The following is a 16,165-nucleotide window of genomic DNA, read 5'->3' as shown; positions in this document are numbered from 1 at the left end:
TTTTGGTTTACGCAGCGGCACGTAGCTGCGTCTTTGCAATTCGCCACTTCCATCTTATGAAGATCGTTTTCGCCGGCACACCGGAGTTTGCCGTTCCTACCCTCGAGATGCTTTTGGAGGGGCCGCATGATGTCTGTGCGATCTATACCCAGCCCGATCGCCCGGCGGGCCGGGGCCAGAAGCTCAAGCCGAGTCCGGTGAAGCAGTTGGCACAGTCTCACGGTATACCCATCTTTCAGCCGACTACGCTGAAGGACCCCGAGGAACAGGAGCGGCTCAGGTCTCATGATGCTGATTTGATGGTGGTGGTGGCTTACGGCCTCATCTTGCCCAAAGCGGTTCTGGAGATTCCCCGTCTAGGTTGCGTCAATGTTCACGCATCGTTACTGCCTCGGTGGCGAGGCGCGGCGCCCATACAGCGGGCCATCCTCGCCGGCGACGAGGTAAGCGGCATTACCATCATGTTCGTGGAGCCGCGTCTCGACGCGGGCCCGATGTTGCATAAGAAGAGCTGCAGGATCGCGCCCTTGGAAACGGCTGGAGAGCTGCACGACCGCCTGGCCGGGCTCGGCGCGGAAGCGCTCGCGGAAATATTGCCCGAAATCGAAGCAGGGACGGTGCGGCCCGAGGTTCAGGACGAAACCCAAGTTACCTATGCGGCGAAGCTGGAAAAGCACGAGGCGCGTTTGGACTGGACGATGGCGGCGATCGACCTGGAGCGCCGGATCAGAGCATTCAATCCCTGGCCGGTCGCCGAGACACTTTACCGGGGAGACATCTTACGGATTTGGCGGGCTGAGAGCCTGGATGAACCCGCGGGGGCCGAGCCGGGAACGATTCTTGATCGCGGCAAGACCCTGGATGTCGCCACCGGCAGCGGAGTACTCCGGCTGCTGGAAGTTCAGCTTCCGGGAGGGAGGCGGATGACGGCTCAGGCATTTCTGAACGCGCATCCGGTTAGATCGGAACGCTTCGGCTGATGGAGTCGAATTCACGCGTATTCGCGGCGGATGTACTCGTTCAGGTGGTGGGAGAACAGAAAACCCTCACGCACGCACTCGAATCCGTCCTGCCCAAGATTCCACGGGAAAACGACCGCGCTTTCGTGCAAGCCCTGTGCTACGGCGTCATGCGCTGGTATTGGCGGCTGGATTATCTGCTCGGGTTGCTGACGCGGAAACCGATCAAGGACCTGGATCTCCGGATGTTGGCCATGCTCGGCTTATATCAACTCAAGTACACTAGGGTAAAGCCTCATGCGGCGGTGGCCGAAACGGTATCGGCGGCACGGCGGAAGGCCTGGGCGAAGCCGCTACTGAACGGGATTTTGCGCACCTATCTTCGGGAGCAGTCGACGCTGGAAGCTCGGGTTGAGGAAAAGAAAGTCGTTGCCGAAGCTCACCCGGAGTGGTTGGCCTCGCAGATACAGCGAGACTGGCCGGGTCGATACACCGAGGTTCTGAGGCAAAACAATCTCGCTCCTCCCATGGTTTTGCGGGTAAACCGCCTGGCGATATCGCGGGCGGCTTACCTGGAGCGATTGGCGCAGACAGGCATTTCGGCCTATGCTTCCCCGGTCGGCGACAGTGCCGTAGTGTTGGAAAGCCCTACGGCGGTAGAGAGGCTGCCGGGGTTCGCGGAGGGTTGGGTATCCGTGCAGGACAGTGCCGCCCAGTTAGCCGCTGCGTTATTGGAGCTGAAGCCGGGTTTGCGGGTGCTCGATGTGTGCGCGGCTCCCGGCGGTAAATTGATGCATGTCCTCGAAACCTGTTCCGGTTTGAAGGAAGTGGTTGCAGTCGATATTTCCCCCGAGCGGGTTGCCAGGATTCACGATAATCTTGCGCGCGCCGGGCTGAACGCCAGGGTGCTGACTGCCGATGCCACGGATCCCGAAGCGTGGTGGGACGGGCAGATTTTCGACCGGATTTTGTTGGATGCGCCTTGCTCCGCTACCGGGGTCATACGGCGTCATCCGGATATCAAGGTATTGCGTAAGCCTTCCGATATTGGCGGGTTGCTGGACTTGCAGCGGCTTATTTTGGATGCCACTTGGCCGATGCTGGCGCCCGGCGGATTGCTGCTTTACGCTACGTGTTCCATCTTGCGGCAAGAAAACGAAGTGAGAATCGCCGAATTCCTCGAGAATCATTCCGACGCACGGGAAGTGCCCATCGAGGCGACTTGGGGGGAGGCGGTAAGCCATGGCCGGCAGATATTGACCGGCGATCAGGGAATGGATGGGTTTTATTACGCTCGCATAGTGAAAACCAGCTAGTGCTCCAACGTCTGAGTCAATGGAGCTTTCTTGTCGGCCTTTTACTGGCCTTCGATGCCGTGTGCGCGGATTACGGATTTCGGATCATACGCGCCGAGCTTGTGCCGTCCGGCACCAACTTCGTTTTAAACGCGGATATCGACTACCGTTTCAGCGAGTCCGCCCTCGAAGCCCTGAGACACGGAGTTCCCCTGACTTTGGCTGTTCGGCTCAAGATCAAGCGTCAGCGGCATTATTGGTTAAATGAAACGATCTTGAGTGAAATCCATAAGTTCCGGATTCTCTATCATCCCTTAGGGAGGTCGTTCCAGATCATTCACGCGGGCGGGAATACCGAAAGCTTTGCGAGTCTGACGGCCTTGCTGGAAGCCATGGGCGCGATCCGGGGCTGGTTCATGCTGCCGGCCGATCGCATCGTCGAGGGCAATAGCTACGAAGCGAGCCTGTCGGTAGATCTGGATATAGAATCCTTGCCGCTTCCTTTGCGTCCGATTGCCTACGTTTCCCCAAGCTGGTATCTCGGGAGTTCCTGGTACCGATGGCGCGTCGCAGATTAAAGCCACCGCTCAGTTTAACGATCCTGGCGCTGTTTTCGGCGCTCTTGGCATCGCTTCATTTGATGAGTACGGCGACCCAAGACGCGTCCCAGCTCGGAAAGATGTATTCCTGGCTGGTGCTGATCAATTCGCTGGGATCGGTTTTGCTTCTGGGATTGGTGGGCGCCAACGTCTACTGGCTGCTGAAACAGTTGAGGCGGAAGGCGGCCGGTTCCAATCTCACGCTCCGCATGGTGTTTCTGTTCACCCTGCTGAGCCTGGCCCCGGCCACCATAGTCTTTTATTACTCCATGCAATTCCTTCAGCAGAGCATCGACAGTTGGTTCGATGTCCGCGTCGACCAGGCCATGGAGGATGCGCTGCAACTGGGACAAGCCGCTTTGGACGAACGTATGCGAGCCGTCTTGAAGCAAACCGAGCAAATGGCGGAAGGCTTGGAAGGCTCGCCGGAAGGTCTTGTGCCTATTCGCTTGGCAGAGCTGCGCAGCCATGCCGAGGACGGCGAGCTCACCGTTTTTTCCAAGCAAGGCCGCATTATGGGCTTTATCGGCAGCCAAACCGGAAGAATCATTCCGGACTTTCCGGAAACGGGCGTCTTGTTGCAGGTGAAGCAAGGCAAATCGTACGTAGGTCTCGAACCCGACGTCGGAAACGGCCTGCAAATCAGGGCGGTCGTATCCATCGCAGGGGATGACGCGCAATACCTTCAAGGCATTTATCCGGTACCGTTGCGTGTGGCCGATCTCGCGAAAACGGTCGAGGCGGCTTATGTTCACTACAAGGAGCTTACCTTTCTGCGGGGGTCATTGAAGCTGACGTTTTCCCTGACCCTGTCTCTGGTACTCCTTCTGAGTCTTTTAGCCGCGATGTGGTCCGCGTTTCTCAGCATCCGCCGCATCGTGGCTCCGGTCCGGTATTTGGCCCAGGGCACCAGAGCCGTGGCCCAAGGCAATTACGAGAAGCGCTTGCCGGTAAAACGCAAGGATGAGCTGGGCTTCTTGGTCGAGTCGTTCAACGCCATGACGCAGAAGATCGCCCAGGCAAGAGACGAGGCGCAGCATTCCCGGCAGGAGGTTGAGCGCCAGCGCGCCTATCTGGAAACCGTATTGGCGAACCTTTCCTCCGGCGTGTTGAGTTTCGACGAGTCGATGCGGCTTCTGACCGCCAATCAGGCCGCGAATGCCATTCTTCACGCCGAACTCGACAAGAGCGTCGGCGCTACGATCGGCGAGCTGACGGAAGCGCAGCCGCATCTGGCTGATTTGATGCAAATCGTTGGAAATCGATTGGAAAAGGAAAATAGCGTCTGGCGCGAAGAAATTCCCTTCCTCGGGCCCAAAGGCCGGCAGGAACTCTTATGCCGCGGAACGCCGCTATTCGGTTCGGACGGTGAGTCGCAAGGTGCCGTCGTGGTGTTCGACGATGTCACCGCACTGATCCAGGCCCAGCGTCAGGCGGCATGGAGCGAAGTGGCTCAGCGTCTGGCACACGAGATCAAAAATCCGCTCACACCGATTCAGCTTTCGGCCGAGCGTCTCAAGCACAAGCTGTCCAAGAATCTGGAGACGGCCGAAGCCGAGGTTCTGGATCGCGCGACCCGTACCATCGTGCAACAGGTCGAGGCCATGAAGACCATGGTCAATGCCTTCTCCGAATACGCCAAACCATCCATTATCCAGTTGCAACGGATCGATATCGATGCTTTGATCGAGGAAGTCGTGGCGCTTTATCCGCCTCAATCCGGTTTGGAGTTCGAACTCGATCTGGAGCCCACTTTGCCTCCGATATACGCCGATCCGATCAGAATTCGACAGGTTCTGCACAACATGATCAAGAACGCGCAGGAAGCCATGGCACCGGGGGTGTCGGGTAAAATGGGCATTCAGACGCGTTTGATCGAGGAAAACCGTCATCATTACGTCGAAATCGAGTTGCACGACTCCGGGCCCGGTATTCCGCCCGAGCAGGCTGACCGAATTTTCGAACCTTATGTAACGACTAAATCGAAGGGTACCGGTTTGGGATTGGCCATTGTAAAGAAGATTGTCGAGGAGCATGGGGGAAGCATCCGGCTGGTTTCGGGGCGCGGTGAAGGCGCGCGCTTTATCATACGAGTGCCCATCGCAACCGAAACGGCTGCGGTGCGCGGGCTAGCGATGGAGGTATAAGCGGTGGTCAAAGCGAATATTTTGGTGGTGGACGACGAGCCGGACATTCGCCAATTGCTCCAGGAGATTCTGGAGGACGAGGGCTATCGGGTTGCCGCGGCCGAGAACGCGAGCGTTGCGCGCAAGCTCAGGGCGGAACGCATGCCGGATCTGATATTGCTGGATATCTGGATGCCGGACGAGGACGGCATCACTCTGCTGAAAGAGTGGCTCCGGGATGACCAGCTTTGCCCTGTCATCATGATGTCCGGGCACGCGACGGTTGAAACCGCGGTCGAAGCGACCCGGCTGGGCGCGTACGATTTTCTTGAAAAGCCGTTGTCCCTGGCCAAACTCCTGGTTACCGTCGAGCGGGCCCTGGAAAACGCCAGGCTCAAGCGGGAAAACATCGGATTGAAGCGGCGGGTGGACATCCCGATAGAACCTGTCGGCAAGAGCGCCGCCATGGAGCGCCTCCGCGATCAGATCAAGCGTTTGGCGCAGCACGACGCCCGCGTCTTGTTCGTGGGCGAGCCCGGTTCCGGGAAAGAAACCCTGGCGCGTTATCTTCATGCCAACAGCGCGCGGCGCGACGGCCCTTTCGTGGACGTGGGCGTAGGCACGATCGCGCCGCAGTTCTCGGCGGTGGAATTTTTCGGCAGGATGGAAGACGGCCGGATTCACTACGGATTGCTGGAGCAGGCGCACGGCGGAACGTTATTCCTCGACGAAGTGGCCGATATGGAAGAGGAGACGCAGTTGCGCCTCCTCAGCGCGCTGGAATCGAGTTCATTCTCGCGGGTGGGCGGCAGTGAACTGATCAACGTGGATGTCCGCATCGTCGCATCGACCCGAAAATCGTTGGAAGAAGAGGTGCGGGCCGGCCGTTTCCGGCGCGAGCTCTATTACCTGCTGAACGTCGTCACGCTCAAGGTTCCGCCCTTGCGCGAACACAGCGAAGATGTGCCCGAGCTGCTGCGGTTTTATGTGGATTACTTCGTGAGCCGGGAGAAATTGCCGTTCCGGAAGTTTCCCGTTCCGGTCCAGAACTTTTTGCGGAATTATCCGTGGCATGGCAATATCCGCGAGCTCAAGAATCTGGTGCAGCGCCTCTTGATCCTGGGCAGCGGGGAAGAGGTAGAGCTGGACGAAGTGAAGGCGGCGCTCGGCGAGTCCTTGGGCGAAGTCGGCCCAGCCGCGGGCCAGCCCGATTTCTATGACCTGCCGCTCAAAGAGGCGCGCGAACGGTTCGAAAAGGCTTATCTCGAGTATCACCTGGAAAAATACAGCGGCAGCGTTGCCCGTCTTTCACATGCCATCGGCCTCGAGCGTACTCATTTGTATCGCAAGCTCAATTCGCTTGGGATCAAATTCAGAGAAAAGCGATAGCATCGCGGCTCTCGAATTTGCCGTTTCCTGTCTTAGTTTCTCTAACTTCTGCTCTCGATAATGAAAATAATCATACTTGGCGCCGGGCAGGTCGGAAGCAGCGTGCTCGCCAGCTTGGCGAGCGAGGCTAACGATATCGTCATGGTCGATACGCAGCCCGCCTTATTGAAGGATTTGCAAGACCGGTTCGACATCGGCACGGTTCAGGGCAATGCGGCGCATCCCACGGTATTGAAGCGAGCCGGGGCGGATGAGGCCGATATGCTCATCGCCGTCACCAGCGACGATGAAACCAATATGCTGGCCTGTCAGATGGCGGATATCCTGTTCAAGATTCCGCGAAAGATCGCCCGGGTCCGCGCCATCGAATATTTCAGCTATCCGGGCATTTTTTCCCCCGAGACCATTCCTATCGACGTCGTCATCAGCCCGGAACAGATCATCACGCAATTCATCGAGCGGCTGCTCAAGTATCCGGGGGCCTCTCAGGTCCTGGATTTTGCCGAAGGCCGCGTCCGGCTGGTGTCGGTCAGGGCCCATCAAGGCGGGCCGCTGGTCGGGCGGGAAATCCGCGAGCTTCATCAGCACATGCCGAATGTCCATGCGCGCATCACGGCAATTTTTCGAAACGGCCTGCCTGTCATCCCGAACGGAAAAACCATTATTCAGGCGGATGACGAGGTATTTTTCGCCGCATCGTCCGAAGAAATCAAAGCGGTCATGAGCGAGCTCAGAGAGCTCGAACGGCCTTACAAGCGACTGATGTTCGCCGGCGGCGGGCACATCGGCAAGCGCGTGGCTCAAGCGCTGGAGGGGCGTTATCAGGTCAAGCTCGTAGAAAAGGATTATAAGCGCGCCCAGAAAATCGCCGCCGATCTGAGCAATACGGTGGTATTGGCGGGCGATGCTTCGGACAAGGAGCTTCTGCTCAGCGAAAACATCGAGAACACCGATATTTTCTGCGCCATTACCAACGACGACGAAGCCAATATTTTGTCCGCCATGTTGGCCAAACGCCTGGGTGCCCGCCGGGTGATCAGCCTGGTGAACAAGAGCGCTTACGCGGACCTCGTCGATTCCTCACTGGTGGACCTCGTCCTTTCTCCGCAGCAGGCGACCATCAGCGCCTTGCTGCGTTATGTTCGGCGCGGCGATATCGTTCAGGTCCACTCCCTTCGGCATGGCGCCTCGGAAGCGATCGAAGCGGTCGCCCACGGGCGCCGCGGCAGCTCGAAGGTGGTCGGCATACCCATCGACAAGATCAACATTCCGCCGGGCGTGGTGATGGGGGCCTTGGTCAGGGGGGACGAGGTGATTCAGGTTCACCACGACACGGTGATCGAGGAGGGTGATCACGTCATCATGTTCCTACTCGACAAGAAACTTATTCCCATGGTCGAACAAATCTTTCAAGCTACCGATGTACCGGTTTGATTCCGGAGATTATCTATGACCGACGACGGGTTTCCGATTCGAGACAAATGGGACCGGATCTACCGGGGAGCCGGCGACGCGATTCCCGAGCCGGCACCGGTTTTGGCGGATAATGCGCATCTTCTCCCTGAATCCGGAACCGCCTTGGACTTGGCTTGCGGGCTGGGAGGAAACGCGTTGTTTCTGGCGCGGCGAGGGCTGGAGACCCAGGCATGGGATATTTCTCCGGAGGCGATCAGCCGGCTGAACGTCCATGCCCGACGGCTCGGTCTGGGTCTCCGCGCCGAGACCAGAGACGTGGTCGAGCTGCCTCCCACGGCGGAATCCTTCGACGTCATCGTCGTCAGCCGCTTTTTGGAACGGTCTTTGACCTTGGCTATTACAAAGGCGCTGAAACCCGGCGGCTTGCTCTTCTATCAGACTTACACACGAGACAAAGCTGCCGGGATCGGGCCTACAAATCCGGCTTTTCTTCTCGATACGAACGAACTGCCTCGGCTGTTTGGCAGCCTCAGACTCGTGTTTTATCGGGAAGAAGGACAAATCGGCGATTTGAACCGAGGCAGTCGCAACGAGGCTTTTTTTGTGGGGCAAAAGGCATAGGCGCCGTGTAGCGGTACCTTGCTCACGTGAATCAACTCTTCAGGAGTACCAAGATGTCGTCTGTAAAAAGCTTAACTCCGCCCAACGCGTGGAATGCTTTCAGGGAACAAAGCGGTGCCGTGCTGCTGGATGTCCGCGATCCTTTGGAATTCTCCTATGTCGGGCATCCGTGCGGCGCCATCAACATTCCGTGGAAATGGGCGCCGGACTGGAAGCCCAATCCGGACTTCGTGAATCGCGTTCGCCAAATCGCTCCGAACGCCGATACCCCGATTTTCTTATTGTGCCGCAGCGGGCAGCGTTCGCTCGATGCCGCCAATGCCTTGGCAGCCGAAGGCTATTCGGATCTTACGAATATCGAGCAAGGCTTCGAAGGCCCTCTCGACGAACAGAAACATCGTAGCAGCGTCGGCGGCTGGCGTTATCATGGGCTTCCTTGGGAGCAAAGCTGATAGGGACGAAAGAGCCCGTCACTTTAAACGCCCTAACGCACACGGAAATGGGGAAGGCGCGGATCCGATAGGCGCTTCGCACCCCCCCTGCGTCCGTATCCGCATATCAAAGGCTCGACCTGCGATAAATCCCTTTAAACCGGCTACCGTTCTTCGTTTTGCAACATGGCGATGTTAATGATAGTCGCCTCATGTATCGCAAAAACGATAGAGAAGGGATCAGAGGGGTTTTCATGCAATCGAGTGATATCACGGTTGTGCTGCCGACGCTGAACGAAGAGATAAACATCGCTCATTTTCTGTCGTCGTTACCGGATCGCTGTCGTCTCATTGTCGTGGATGCCGGGGACGACCGAACTGCGGAAATCGTCGCTCGCCACCGTTCGCCGGAGTTCACCCAAATCGTGAGGCTGAAAAGCACGATATCGGAAGCTCGTCAGATCGGTATGGAGTTGGCCGGAACCGGATGGGTCTTGTTTACGGACGCAGACGTGGTATTCCCACCAACCTACTTTCGGGCACTCGCCGGATATGCGGAATTCGACTGCGTCTACGGTCCAAAACTGTCGCACAATCGATTTCGCCGATATTACCGCTGGTTCGCCCACGGGCAATGGATATCTCACAAAATGGGAATTCCTGCGGCGAGCGGCTCCAATTTGCTGGTCAGGCGCCATATCGTGACGGAGGTGGGCGGATTCGATCCCGATCTGCTTTGCAACGAAGATTCGGAACTGGTCTGGCGCATTAAACGCGCCGGCTACCGCACCGCGTTCGCACCGGATCTGCCCGTATATGCAATGGATCATCGTCGTCTGGAGCGGGGCGTGTTCCGCAAGACGCTTCACTCTGTTGTCCGGTGCTTATTCCTTTATTGCGACCTGATTCCTGCCCGCTGGCGCAGACTGGATTGGGGTTACTGGTCGCATGTCCAGCAGGGCGAAAGCGGTGCGTCCGCTCAGGACTGAGTGAGCTTTAAAATCTGGTAGAATAACCGGTTTTACCCGGCTCCCCGCCCCCACCATCCATCCTTTTTCCGATTTATGATCGAAAAACTTCGCAATATCGCCATCATCGCCCACGTAGACCACGGCAAGACCACTCTGGTCGATAAGCTGCTCCAGCAATCCGGCACGTTCGCCGCCCACGAAAAAGTGGAGGAACGGGTCATGGACTCGAACGCCCTGGAGAAGGAGCGCGGTATCACCATTCTGGCCAAGAACACCGCCATCGACTGGAACGGCTATCACATCAACATCGTCGATACCCCCGGCCACGCCGACTTCGGCGGCGAAGTCGAACGCGTTTTGTCCATGGTCGATTCCGTGCTGCTCTTGGTCGATGCGGTAGACGGCCCGATGCCGCAGACCCGTTTCGTGACGCAGAAGGCGTTCGCCCTGGGGCTCAAGCCCATCGTCGTCATCAATAAAATCGATCGTCCGGGAGCGCGCGCCCATTGGGTATTGGACCAGACCTTCGATTTATTCGACCGGCTGGGAGCGACCGAAGAGCAGCTCGACTTTCCGGTCATTTACGCATCCGCCCTGAACGGCTATGCCGGCCACAGCCCGGATATCCGCGAAGGCAACATGGACCCCTTGTTCGAAACCATTATCGAAAAGGTGCATCCGCCCGTGGTCGACGAAGAGGGCGGCTTTCAAATGCAGATCAGCCAGCTGGACTATAGCTCCTATGTGGGCGTGATCGGCATCGGCCGCATCCAGCGCGGCACCATCAGGACCAACACCCCGGTGGTGGTCGTCAGCCGCGACGGCAAGCAGCGCAACGCCCGTATCCTGCAGGTGTTCGGATTCAAGGGGCTGGAAAGGGTCGAAGTGCCCGAGGCGAATGCCGGCGATATCATCGCCTTCACCGGCATCGATGCGCTGGAGATTTCCGACACCATTTGTGCCGTCGATTGCGTAGAGCCGCTTCCGCCTTTGACCGTTGACGAGCCCACCGTGAGCATGACCTTCCAGGTCAACAACTCGCCTTTTGCCGGCAAGGAGGGCAAGTTCGTCACGTCGCGGCAAATTCGCGAACGTCTTCAGCGGGAACTGCTGCACAACGTTGCCCTGCGCGTGGAAGACACGTCCGATCCCGACAAATTCAAGGTTTCGGGACGCGGCGAGTTGCATCTCTCCATCCTGATTGAAAACATGCGCCGCGAGGGCTACGAGCTTGGCGTGTCGCGTCCCGAGGTGATCATCAAGGAGGTCGACGGCGAGCTCTGCGAACCCTATGAATTCGTCACCATCGAAGTGGAGGAGGCGAATCAGGGCGCGGTGATGGAGAAACTGGGCGAGCGCAAGGGCGATCTTTTGAACATGGTGCCGGACGGGCAGGGCAGGGTACGGCTGGAATACATGATGCCGTCACGCGGCCTGATCGGCTTTCAGACCGAATTCATGACTGCCACCTCGGGCACCGGCCTTCTGTACCACGTCTTCGATCATTACGGCCCGGTGAAGAAAGGCGATATCGGCCAGCGTATCAACGGTGTGATGATTTCCATGGTGGAAGGCAAGGCCCTGGGCTATGCGCTGTTCAATCTGCAAGAACGCGGACGCCTGTTCATCGAGCACGGCACGGAAGTCTACGAGGGCATGATCATCGGCATCCATTCCCGCGACAACGACCTGGTGGTGAACCCCACCAAAGCCAAGCAGTTGACCAATATTCGCGCCGCCGGCAGCGACGAGAACATCATTTTGACTCCGCCCATCAAACTGAGTCTGGAGCAGGCTCTGGAGTTCATCGACGATGACGAACTGGTGGAGGTGACCCCGAAATCCGTTCGACTCAGAAAAAAGCTGCTTCTGGAACACGAACGCAAAAAAGCCACCCGTGCGGCGGGCGCCTGATGCAGAAATAAGGGAACATTCGCGATTGTCGATATCTGCCTTGGCCGTTTGTCGGATGATTGTCATCGCGGCGGACGGTCGAGGTTGCCCAAGGCCTGGTGCTCGGCTTTTCCGCTAGATATAAAGAAGCAGGAGTATCAGGGCCATCCCCGTCAGGGCGATTTGCCAGCCGATGCTCGACCAGCTGACTTGGACGCGCTCTTTTTGTTCCTGCCACCAAACGGGAACGGTTGATTTGGCTCGTTGGAAAATTCCGTTCAGCTTTTTGAATCCGAAAAGGAGGATGAGCATCAGCAGGCCGAATCCGAGCCACGCGGTAACTGCCTGAGCTTCATACGGGGTGAGGGCAAGGAGAGCCTCCAGGACATGCTCGGTCACCAATTCGAGAGTTTCGAGCAGAAGTTCCACCGCCGTGATCAGAAAATCCAGCAGCACATCGCCCCAAAAAATAGCTGCGAGCACTCCTGCTCCAATCACTCCGGCCTTTTTCATCGTGGATCCCCTTTGGTTCTTCGTGCCCCGGTTCTCGGGCAGCCGCGCAAAAATTTTGCCCAAGCCAGGGTTTATCTAGTTCGCGTCTCGTCGAGCTTCCTCACGGTGTCTTCCTGGTGCAGAACAGAGCGTCGACCCTGCTGTTTTCAGTTTACAGATACAGGCTGCAATCTGCCATTTATAAAGCGTCGAACAGGCGATTTCTTGTGACGGGAAACAAGACGCGGCCTAACAGCTTTCTTGAAAACATGACTGGAGAACGCTCTGCACCTATTGGCGCACGACAATATGCTGCCCACGTTTTGAGGATCAAAAGGCCGGTAAAAATCGGCCGAGAGTGAATGAACCTACCAGCCGGCTTCTTTCTCCGGGGAAGCGCTGATTTTATGGATGGTTAAGTCCGCGCCGGCGAATTCATCTTCCGGGTCCAGGCGCAATCCGACCGTAAGCCTGAGAAATCCATAAATCAGGAGACCGCCGACCGCGGCTACGAAAAGCCCGAGCCCGGTGCCGATCAACTGCGATAAGAAACTGACGCCGCCGACACCCCCGAACGCTGGCAGGCCAAAAATTCCGGCAGCGATTCCTCCCCATGCCCCACAAAGGCCGTGCAAGGGCCAAACGCCCAACACATCGTCAATCTTCCAGCGATTCTGGGTCAGGGTGAACAAGACGACGAACAGAATCCCGGCGCCGGCCCCGACTACCAATGCACCGATCGGGTGCATGAGATCGGATCCCGCACATACGGCAACCAAACCGGCCAAGGGACCATTGTGTACGAAGCCGGGATCGTTGCGTCCCATCAGAAGAGCAGCCAAGGTCCCCCCGACCATCGCCATGAGAGAATTCAAGGCTACTAAACCGCTGGCAGCATTCAAGGTCTGCGCCGACATGACGTTGAAGCCGAACCAGCCGACAGTCAGTATCCAGGCACCGAGCGCCAGAAACGGTATGCTTGATGGTGGATGGGCGGAGATGTCGCCGTTTCGATGATAACGGCCCCGGCGCGGCCCAAGCAGAATCACGGCGACCAGGCCGATCCAGCCGCCTACGGCATGCACCACGACCGAACCGGCAAAATCGTGGAATCCTGCTCCGAAATTCTGCTCGAGCCAAGCCTGAACGCCGAAATTCTTGTTCCATGCAATCCCCTCGAAAAACGGGTACACGAGCCCGACCAGCAAAAACGTAGCGGTTATTTGCGGATTGAATTTCGCGCGTTCCGCTATCCCGCCGGACACGATAGCGGGAATCGCGGCTGCGAAAGTGAGCAGGAAGAAAAACTTGACCAGCTCATAGCCGTTGTTTTGAGCCAGATGTGCCGCCCCGTCGAAGAATTGGACGCCGTAGGCGATGTAATAGCCGATAAAAAAATAGGCTACGGTCGACATGGCGAAATCCGTCAGGATCTTTACCAAGGCATTAACCTGATTCTTGCGGCGAACGGTGCCGAGTTCGAGAAACGCGAAGCCGGCGTGCATTGCAAGCACCATGACCGCGCCGAGTAGCACGAAGAATACGTCGTTGCTTTTACTGACAGTCTCCATAAAAACGATCTCTTTGGTTTCAGGACGGGGTGTCGTAAGCAAGAAACGAGCCTTTTGTTCTTGGCAGCATATGGCCTCGTTTTGGGGCATGTCTTCCCGAAACGGTGCAGCGCCGAATGATCCTATATGGTGCGAAAAGGACGGATGTGCACCAGAGATGAACAATATGTCATGCAGGGTAAGTGAATGCACTTAGATCGTTTGCCTGAATCCATTCTCCTTCCCGCTGTCATAGTCAGGAGTGTTTCGAAAACGAAACGATATTTCCTTGGGACTGACTTATTTTTGGACAGGAGGCGTTATGGCCGTAAAGCTCTTTGACTCGAGGGGTGTTCCCCTTGAAAAGCAACGGTTCACGTGGAAAGAGATGGTTCAGAAGCCGATCAGCAAGCTCGATGACGAGGCGTTCACGCGAGTCAGGATCATCCTCATGAACGGACTTGAAATGGAGGCGCTACGTTTTCAGCACCTGTGCGCACGGATGAACAAGGACCTTCAGGTACCGCTGGCTAAGGTCAGGCGGGCCGAACAGCATCAGCAGACTACCGTCAATTGGCTCATTTCTTCCGATCATTCACCGCTGGAGACCACCATCGCCTACGAGCAAGTGGCCGTCGAGGTCACCGCGGCGGTAGCGCAAAACGAGCCCGACGGCTATCTGGCTCAGGTTTACCGCTTCGGCTTGCTGGAGGATTTCGACCACCTTTACCGCTATTCGGCGCTGTTGGATCGGCTCGAGGGCAAAGACGCGAACAACATTCTGCAATCCCACACGGACATCATCCCGGGAAGACCGACCGTGGATGAGCATCGAGCGCCGGAGAACGATTTGCGCGAGCACTACGATCGAACCAAAGCGGCCGCGATCAGCAAGCTGCATGCGACGACGATCATGGCCGCCGAGTATCAGACCCATGATTTCTACGCCAATGTCGGACCGATGTATGCCGATGCGGTCGCCCGCCAGTTATATGCCGAAATCGCCTCGATCGAGGAGCAGCATGTCACTCAGTATGAGTCCATCATAGACCCCAACGAAACATGGCTCGAAAAATGGCTGCTGCACGAAGCGACGGAAGCCTACAACTACTACAGCTGCGTGGAGCAGGAATCCAACCCGCGCATCAAGGCGATATGGGAGCGTTTCCTGGATTATGAGCTCGGACATGTCGCATACGTGTCGGAACTGTTCAAGAAGTATGAGAGGCGCGATCCGGCCGAGGTCATTTCAGACACGTTGCCGGAACCTATTCCGTTCAAGAGCAACCGCGAATTCGTCCGCAAGGTGCTCGATCAAGAAGTGGACTTGCGCACCCGCGGCACTCAATTTGTCGATAAGTCGCAGGAAGATTCGGCGTCCTTGGATTACCGGCAGCATATGAATTCGGACGGGTCGCCATCTCAAACGGTGGCGGCGGGATACCAGTGGTCCCCCGGTACCGAGTTGAATCGCAGGGTCGCATAAATCGCAAGAAACCGTCTGAGGAGTTGAACCATGGAAAAAACATCAGTCGAGATGAGCTCGAAAAATCGCACCGGTATCGGCATGTCGCCGGTCGACAGCCAGCGGATGATAGACGCGGCGCAGGCGGCTCCTCCGAGTTCGTCGGGAGACGAATCGGCGCTTGCGAAACTCGATAGCGTCTATATTCGGGAAGCCGAGCCGGTGGGGTCGGTTCCGCCGCCGGGTACCTTGAAAGGTATGGCTCAGGCCACCCTACAGAAACTGACCGGCAAGCATCCCGAAGTCTTGGTCGATAAGCTGGGCGAGCGCCTGGCGTTCGAGCGCACCGGTACGCGGCTCTACGACTATCTCATTAACAAATGTGAAACCGCGTCCGAGGCCGGCTCGCCGATCTCCGTCGACACGCTCAAACGTTTTCGGCGAGAGGAGGCCCAGCATTTCAAGCTGGTGGCAAAGGCACTGGAGTCGTTAGGCGCCGATCCGACCACGCAAACGCCCGGTGCGGACGTCAGCGCCGTCGCGTCGAGCGGAGTGCTTCAGATCATGAGCGATCCGCGCACCTCCATAGACCAATCCTTAGAAGCAATCCTCACCGCCGAGCTGGTCGATCATGCCGGTTGGGAACTCTTGATCCGATTGACCAGCGAGATGGGGCTTGATGATATGGCCAACGATTTCCGGACGGCGCTTGCGGAGGAGGATGATCACCTGATGCAGGTGCGCCAGTGGCACGAACAATCCACGCTGTCCCACGCAGGCGTATCGGCGATCTGACGGCAATCGGTGCGGCTGCCTCGGGATTCGGCTTTTTATTCAGGCAAAGGTCGGCCCGAGGCGGCTGCAGGGCAGTAGGATGATGCGCTGTCGTACCATAGGATCGTATTGCCTAACGCCTTTGCTTCGCCCATTTTATTCGTCACGATTCATGCCCGCGCAG

14 protein-coding genes are annotated in these 16,165 nt (G+C 57.4%); 12 read left to right on the top strand and 2 right to left on the bottom strand.

Annotated features, from left to right (window positions below):
- The first annotated feature begins 56 nt into the window (after window positions 1–56).
- The 10 genes from fmt to typA all read left to right on the top strand — a co-directional run bounded on the left by fmt (window position 57) and on the right by typA (window position 11,721).
- The gene (fmt, locus tag ABJK70_RS02960; RefSeq protein WP_347257387.1) at window positions 57–980 is read left to right on the top strand and encodes a methionyl-tRNA formyltransferase; all 924 of its coding nucleotides are present in this window, start codon (window positions 57–59) and stop codon (window positions 978–980) included.
- Window positions 980–2,275 (top strand): 16S rRNA (cytosine(967)-C(5))-methyltransferase RsmB, encoded by a 1,296-nt coding sequence (rsmB, locus tag ABJK70_RS02955; protein ID WP_347257386.1) that lies wholly within the window; start codon window positions 980–982, stop codon window positions 2,273–2,275. The genes fmt and rsmB overlap by 1 nt, the downstream gene beginning before the upstream one ends.
- Window positions 2,275–2,832 (top strand): DUF4390 domain-containing protein, encoded by a 558-nt coding sequence (locus tag ABJK70_RS02950; protein WP_077731601.1) that lies wholly within the window; start codon window positions 2,275–2,277, stop codon window positions 2,830–2,832. The genes rsmB and ABJK70_RS02950 overlap by 1 nt, the downstream gene beginning before the upstream one ends.
- Window positions 2,814–5,000 (top strand): ATP-binding protein, encoded by a 2,187-nt coding sequence (locus ABJK70_RS02945; protein ID WP_347257385.1) that lies wholly within the window; start codon window positions 2,814–2,816, stop codon window positions 4,998–5,000. Before ABJK70_RS02950 ends, ABJK70_RS02945 begins: the two co-directional genes overlap by 19 nt.
- Before the next feature lie 3 nt (window positions 5,001–5,003).
- Complete coding sequence (locus tag ABJK70_RS02940; protein WP_133718543.1) at window positions 5,004–6,368, top strand: sigma-54 dependent transcriptional regulator; 1,365 nt, start codon at window positions 5,004–5,006, stop codon at window positions 6,366–6,368.
- A gap of 60 nt (window positions 6,369–6,428) precedes the next feature.
- Window positions 6,429–7,802 carry a Trk system potassium transporter TrkA gene (trkA, locus tag ABJK70_RS02935; RefSeq protein ID WP_077731598.1) on the top strand — a complete coding sequence of 458 codons (1,374 nt, stop codon included), beginning with the start codon at window positions 6,429–6,431 and terminating at the stop codon, window positions 7,800–7,802.
- Between the two features lie 15 nt (window positions 7,803–7,817).
- On the top strand, window positions 7,818–8,405 hold the full coding sequence (locus tag ABJK70_RS02930; RefSeq protein ID WP_347257384.1) for a class I SAM-dependent methyltransferase: 588 nt from the start codon (window positions 7,818–7,820) through the stop codon (window positions 8,403–8,405).
- Between the two features lie 53 nt (window positions 8,406–8,458).
- On the top strand, window positions 8,459–8,857 hold the full coding sequence (locus tag ABJK70_RS02925; protein WP_077731596.1) for a rhodanese-like domain-containing protein: 399 nt from the start codon (window positions 8,459–8,461) through the stop codon (window positions 8,855–8,857).
- 233 nt (window positions 8,858–9,090) lie between these two features.
- Window positions 9,091–9,825, top strand: a complete 735-nt coding sequence (locus ABJK70_RS02920; RefSeq protein WP_156881432.1) for a glycosyltransferase — start codon at window positions 9,091–9,093, stop codon at window positions 9,823–9,825.
- A 75-nt stretch (window positions 9,826–9,900) separates the two neighbouring features.
- Window positions 9,901–11,721 carry a translational GTPase TypA gene (gene typA, locus ABJK70_RS02915; protein ID WP_077731595.1) on the top strand — a complete coding sequence of 607 codons (1,821 nt, stop codon included), beginning with the start codon at window positions 9,901–9,903 and terminating at the stop codon, window positions 11,719–11,721.
- Between the two features lie 114 nt (window positions 11,722–11,835).
- On the opposite strand, the gene ABJK70_RS02910 is transcribed toward typA, so the two are convergent.
- Both ABJK70_RS02910 and ABJK70_RS02905 read right to left on the bottom strand, forming a co-directional pair.
- Complete coding sequence (locus tag ABJK70_RS02910; protein WP_133718539.1) at window positions 11,836–12,213, bottom strand: hypothetical protein; 378 nt, start codon at window positions 12,211–12,213, stop codon at window positions 11,836–11,838.
- A gap of 347 nt (window positions 12,214–12,560) precedes the next feature.
- The gene (locus tag ABJK70_RS02905; protein ID WP_347257383.1) at window positions 12,561–13,763 is read right to left on the bottom strand and encodes an ammonium transporter; all 1,203 of its coding nucleotides are present in this window, start codon (window positions 13,761–13,763) and stop codon (window positions 12,561–12,563) included.
- Between the two features lie 301 nt (window positions 13,764–14,064).
- On the opposite strand from ABJK70_RS02905, the gene ABJK70_RS02900 reads away from it, so the two are divergent.
- Both ABJK70_RS02900 and ABJK70_RS02895 read left to right on the top strand, forming a co-directional pair.
- Window positions 14,065–15,228, top strand: coding sequence for a hypothetical protein (locus ABJK70_RS02900; protein WP_086135538.1), 1,164 nt, complete (start codon window positions 14,065–14,067; stop codon window positions 15,226–15,228).
- Window positions 15,229–15,258: 30 nt separating this feature from the next.
- Window positions 15,259–16,002 (top strand): ferritin-like domain-containing protein, encoded by a 744-nt coding sequence (locus ABJK70_RS02895; RefSeq protein WP_077731592.1) that lies wholly within the window; start codon window positions 15,259–15,261, stop codon window positions 16,000–16,002.
- The last annotated feature ends 163 nt before the right edge of the window (window positions 16,003–16,165 follow it).

Source organism: Methylocaldum sp., from assembly GCF_039794385.1.
Classification (GTDB): Bacteria; Pseudomonadota; Gammaproteobacteria; order Methylococcales; family Methylococcaceae; genus Methylocaldum.
This window is presented reverse-complemented; position numbering and strand designations above follow the sequence as displayed.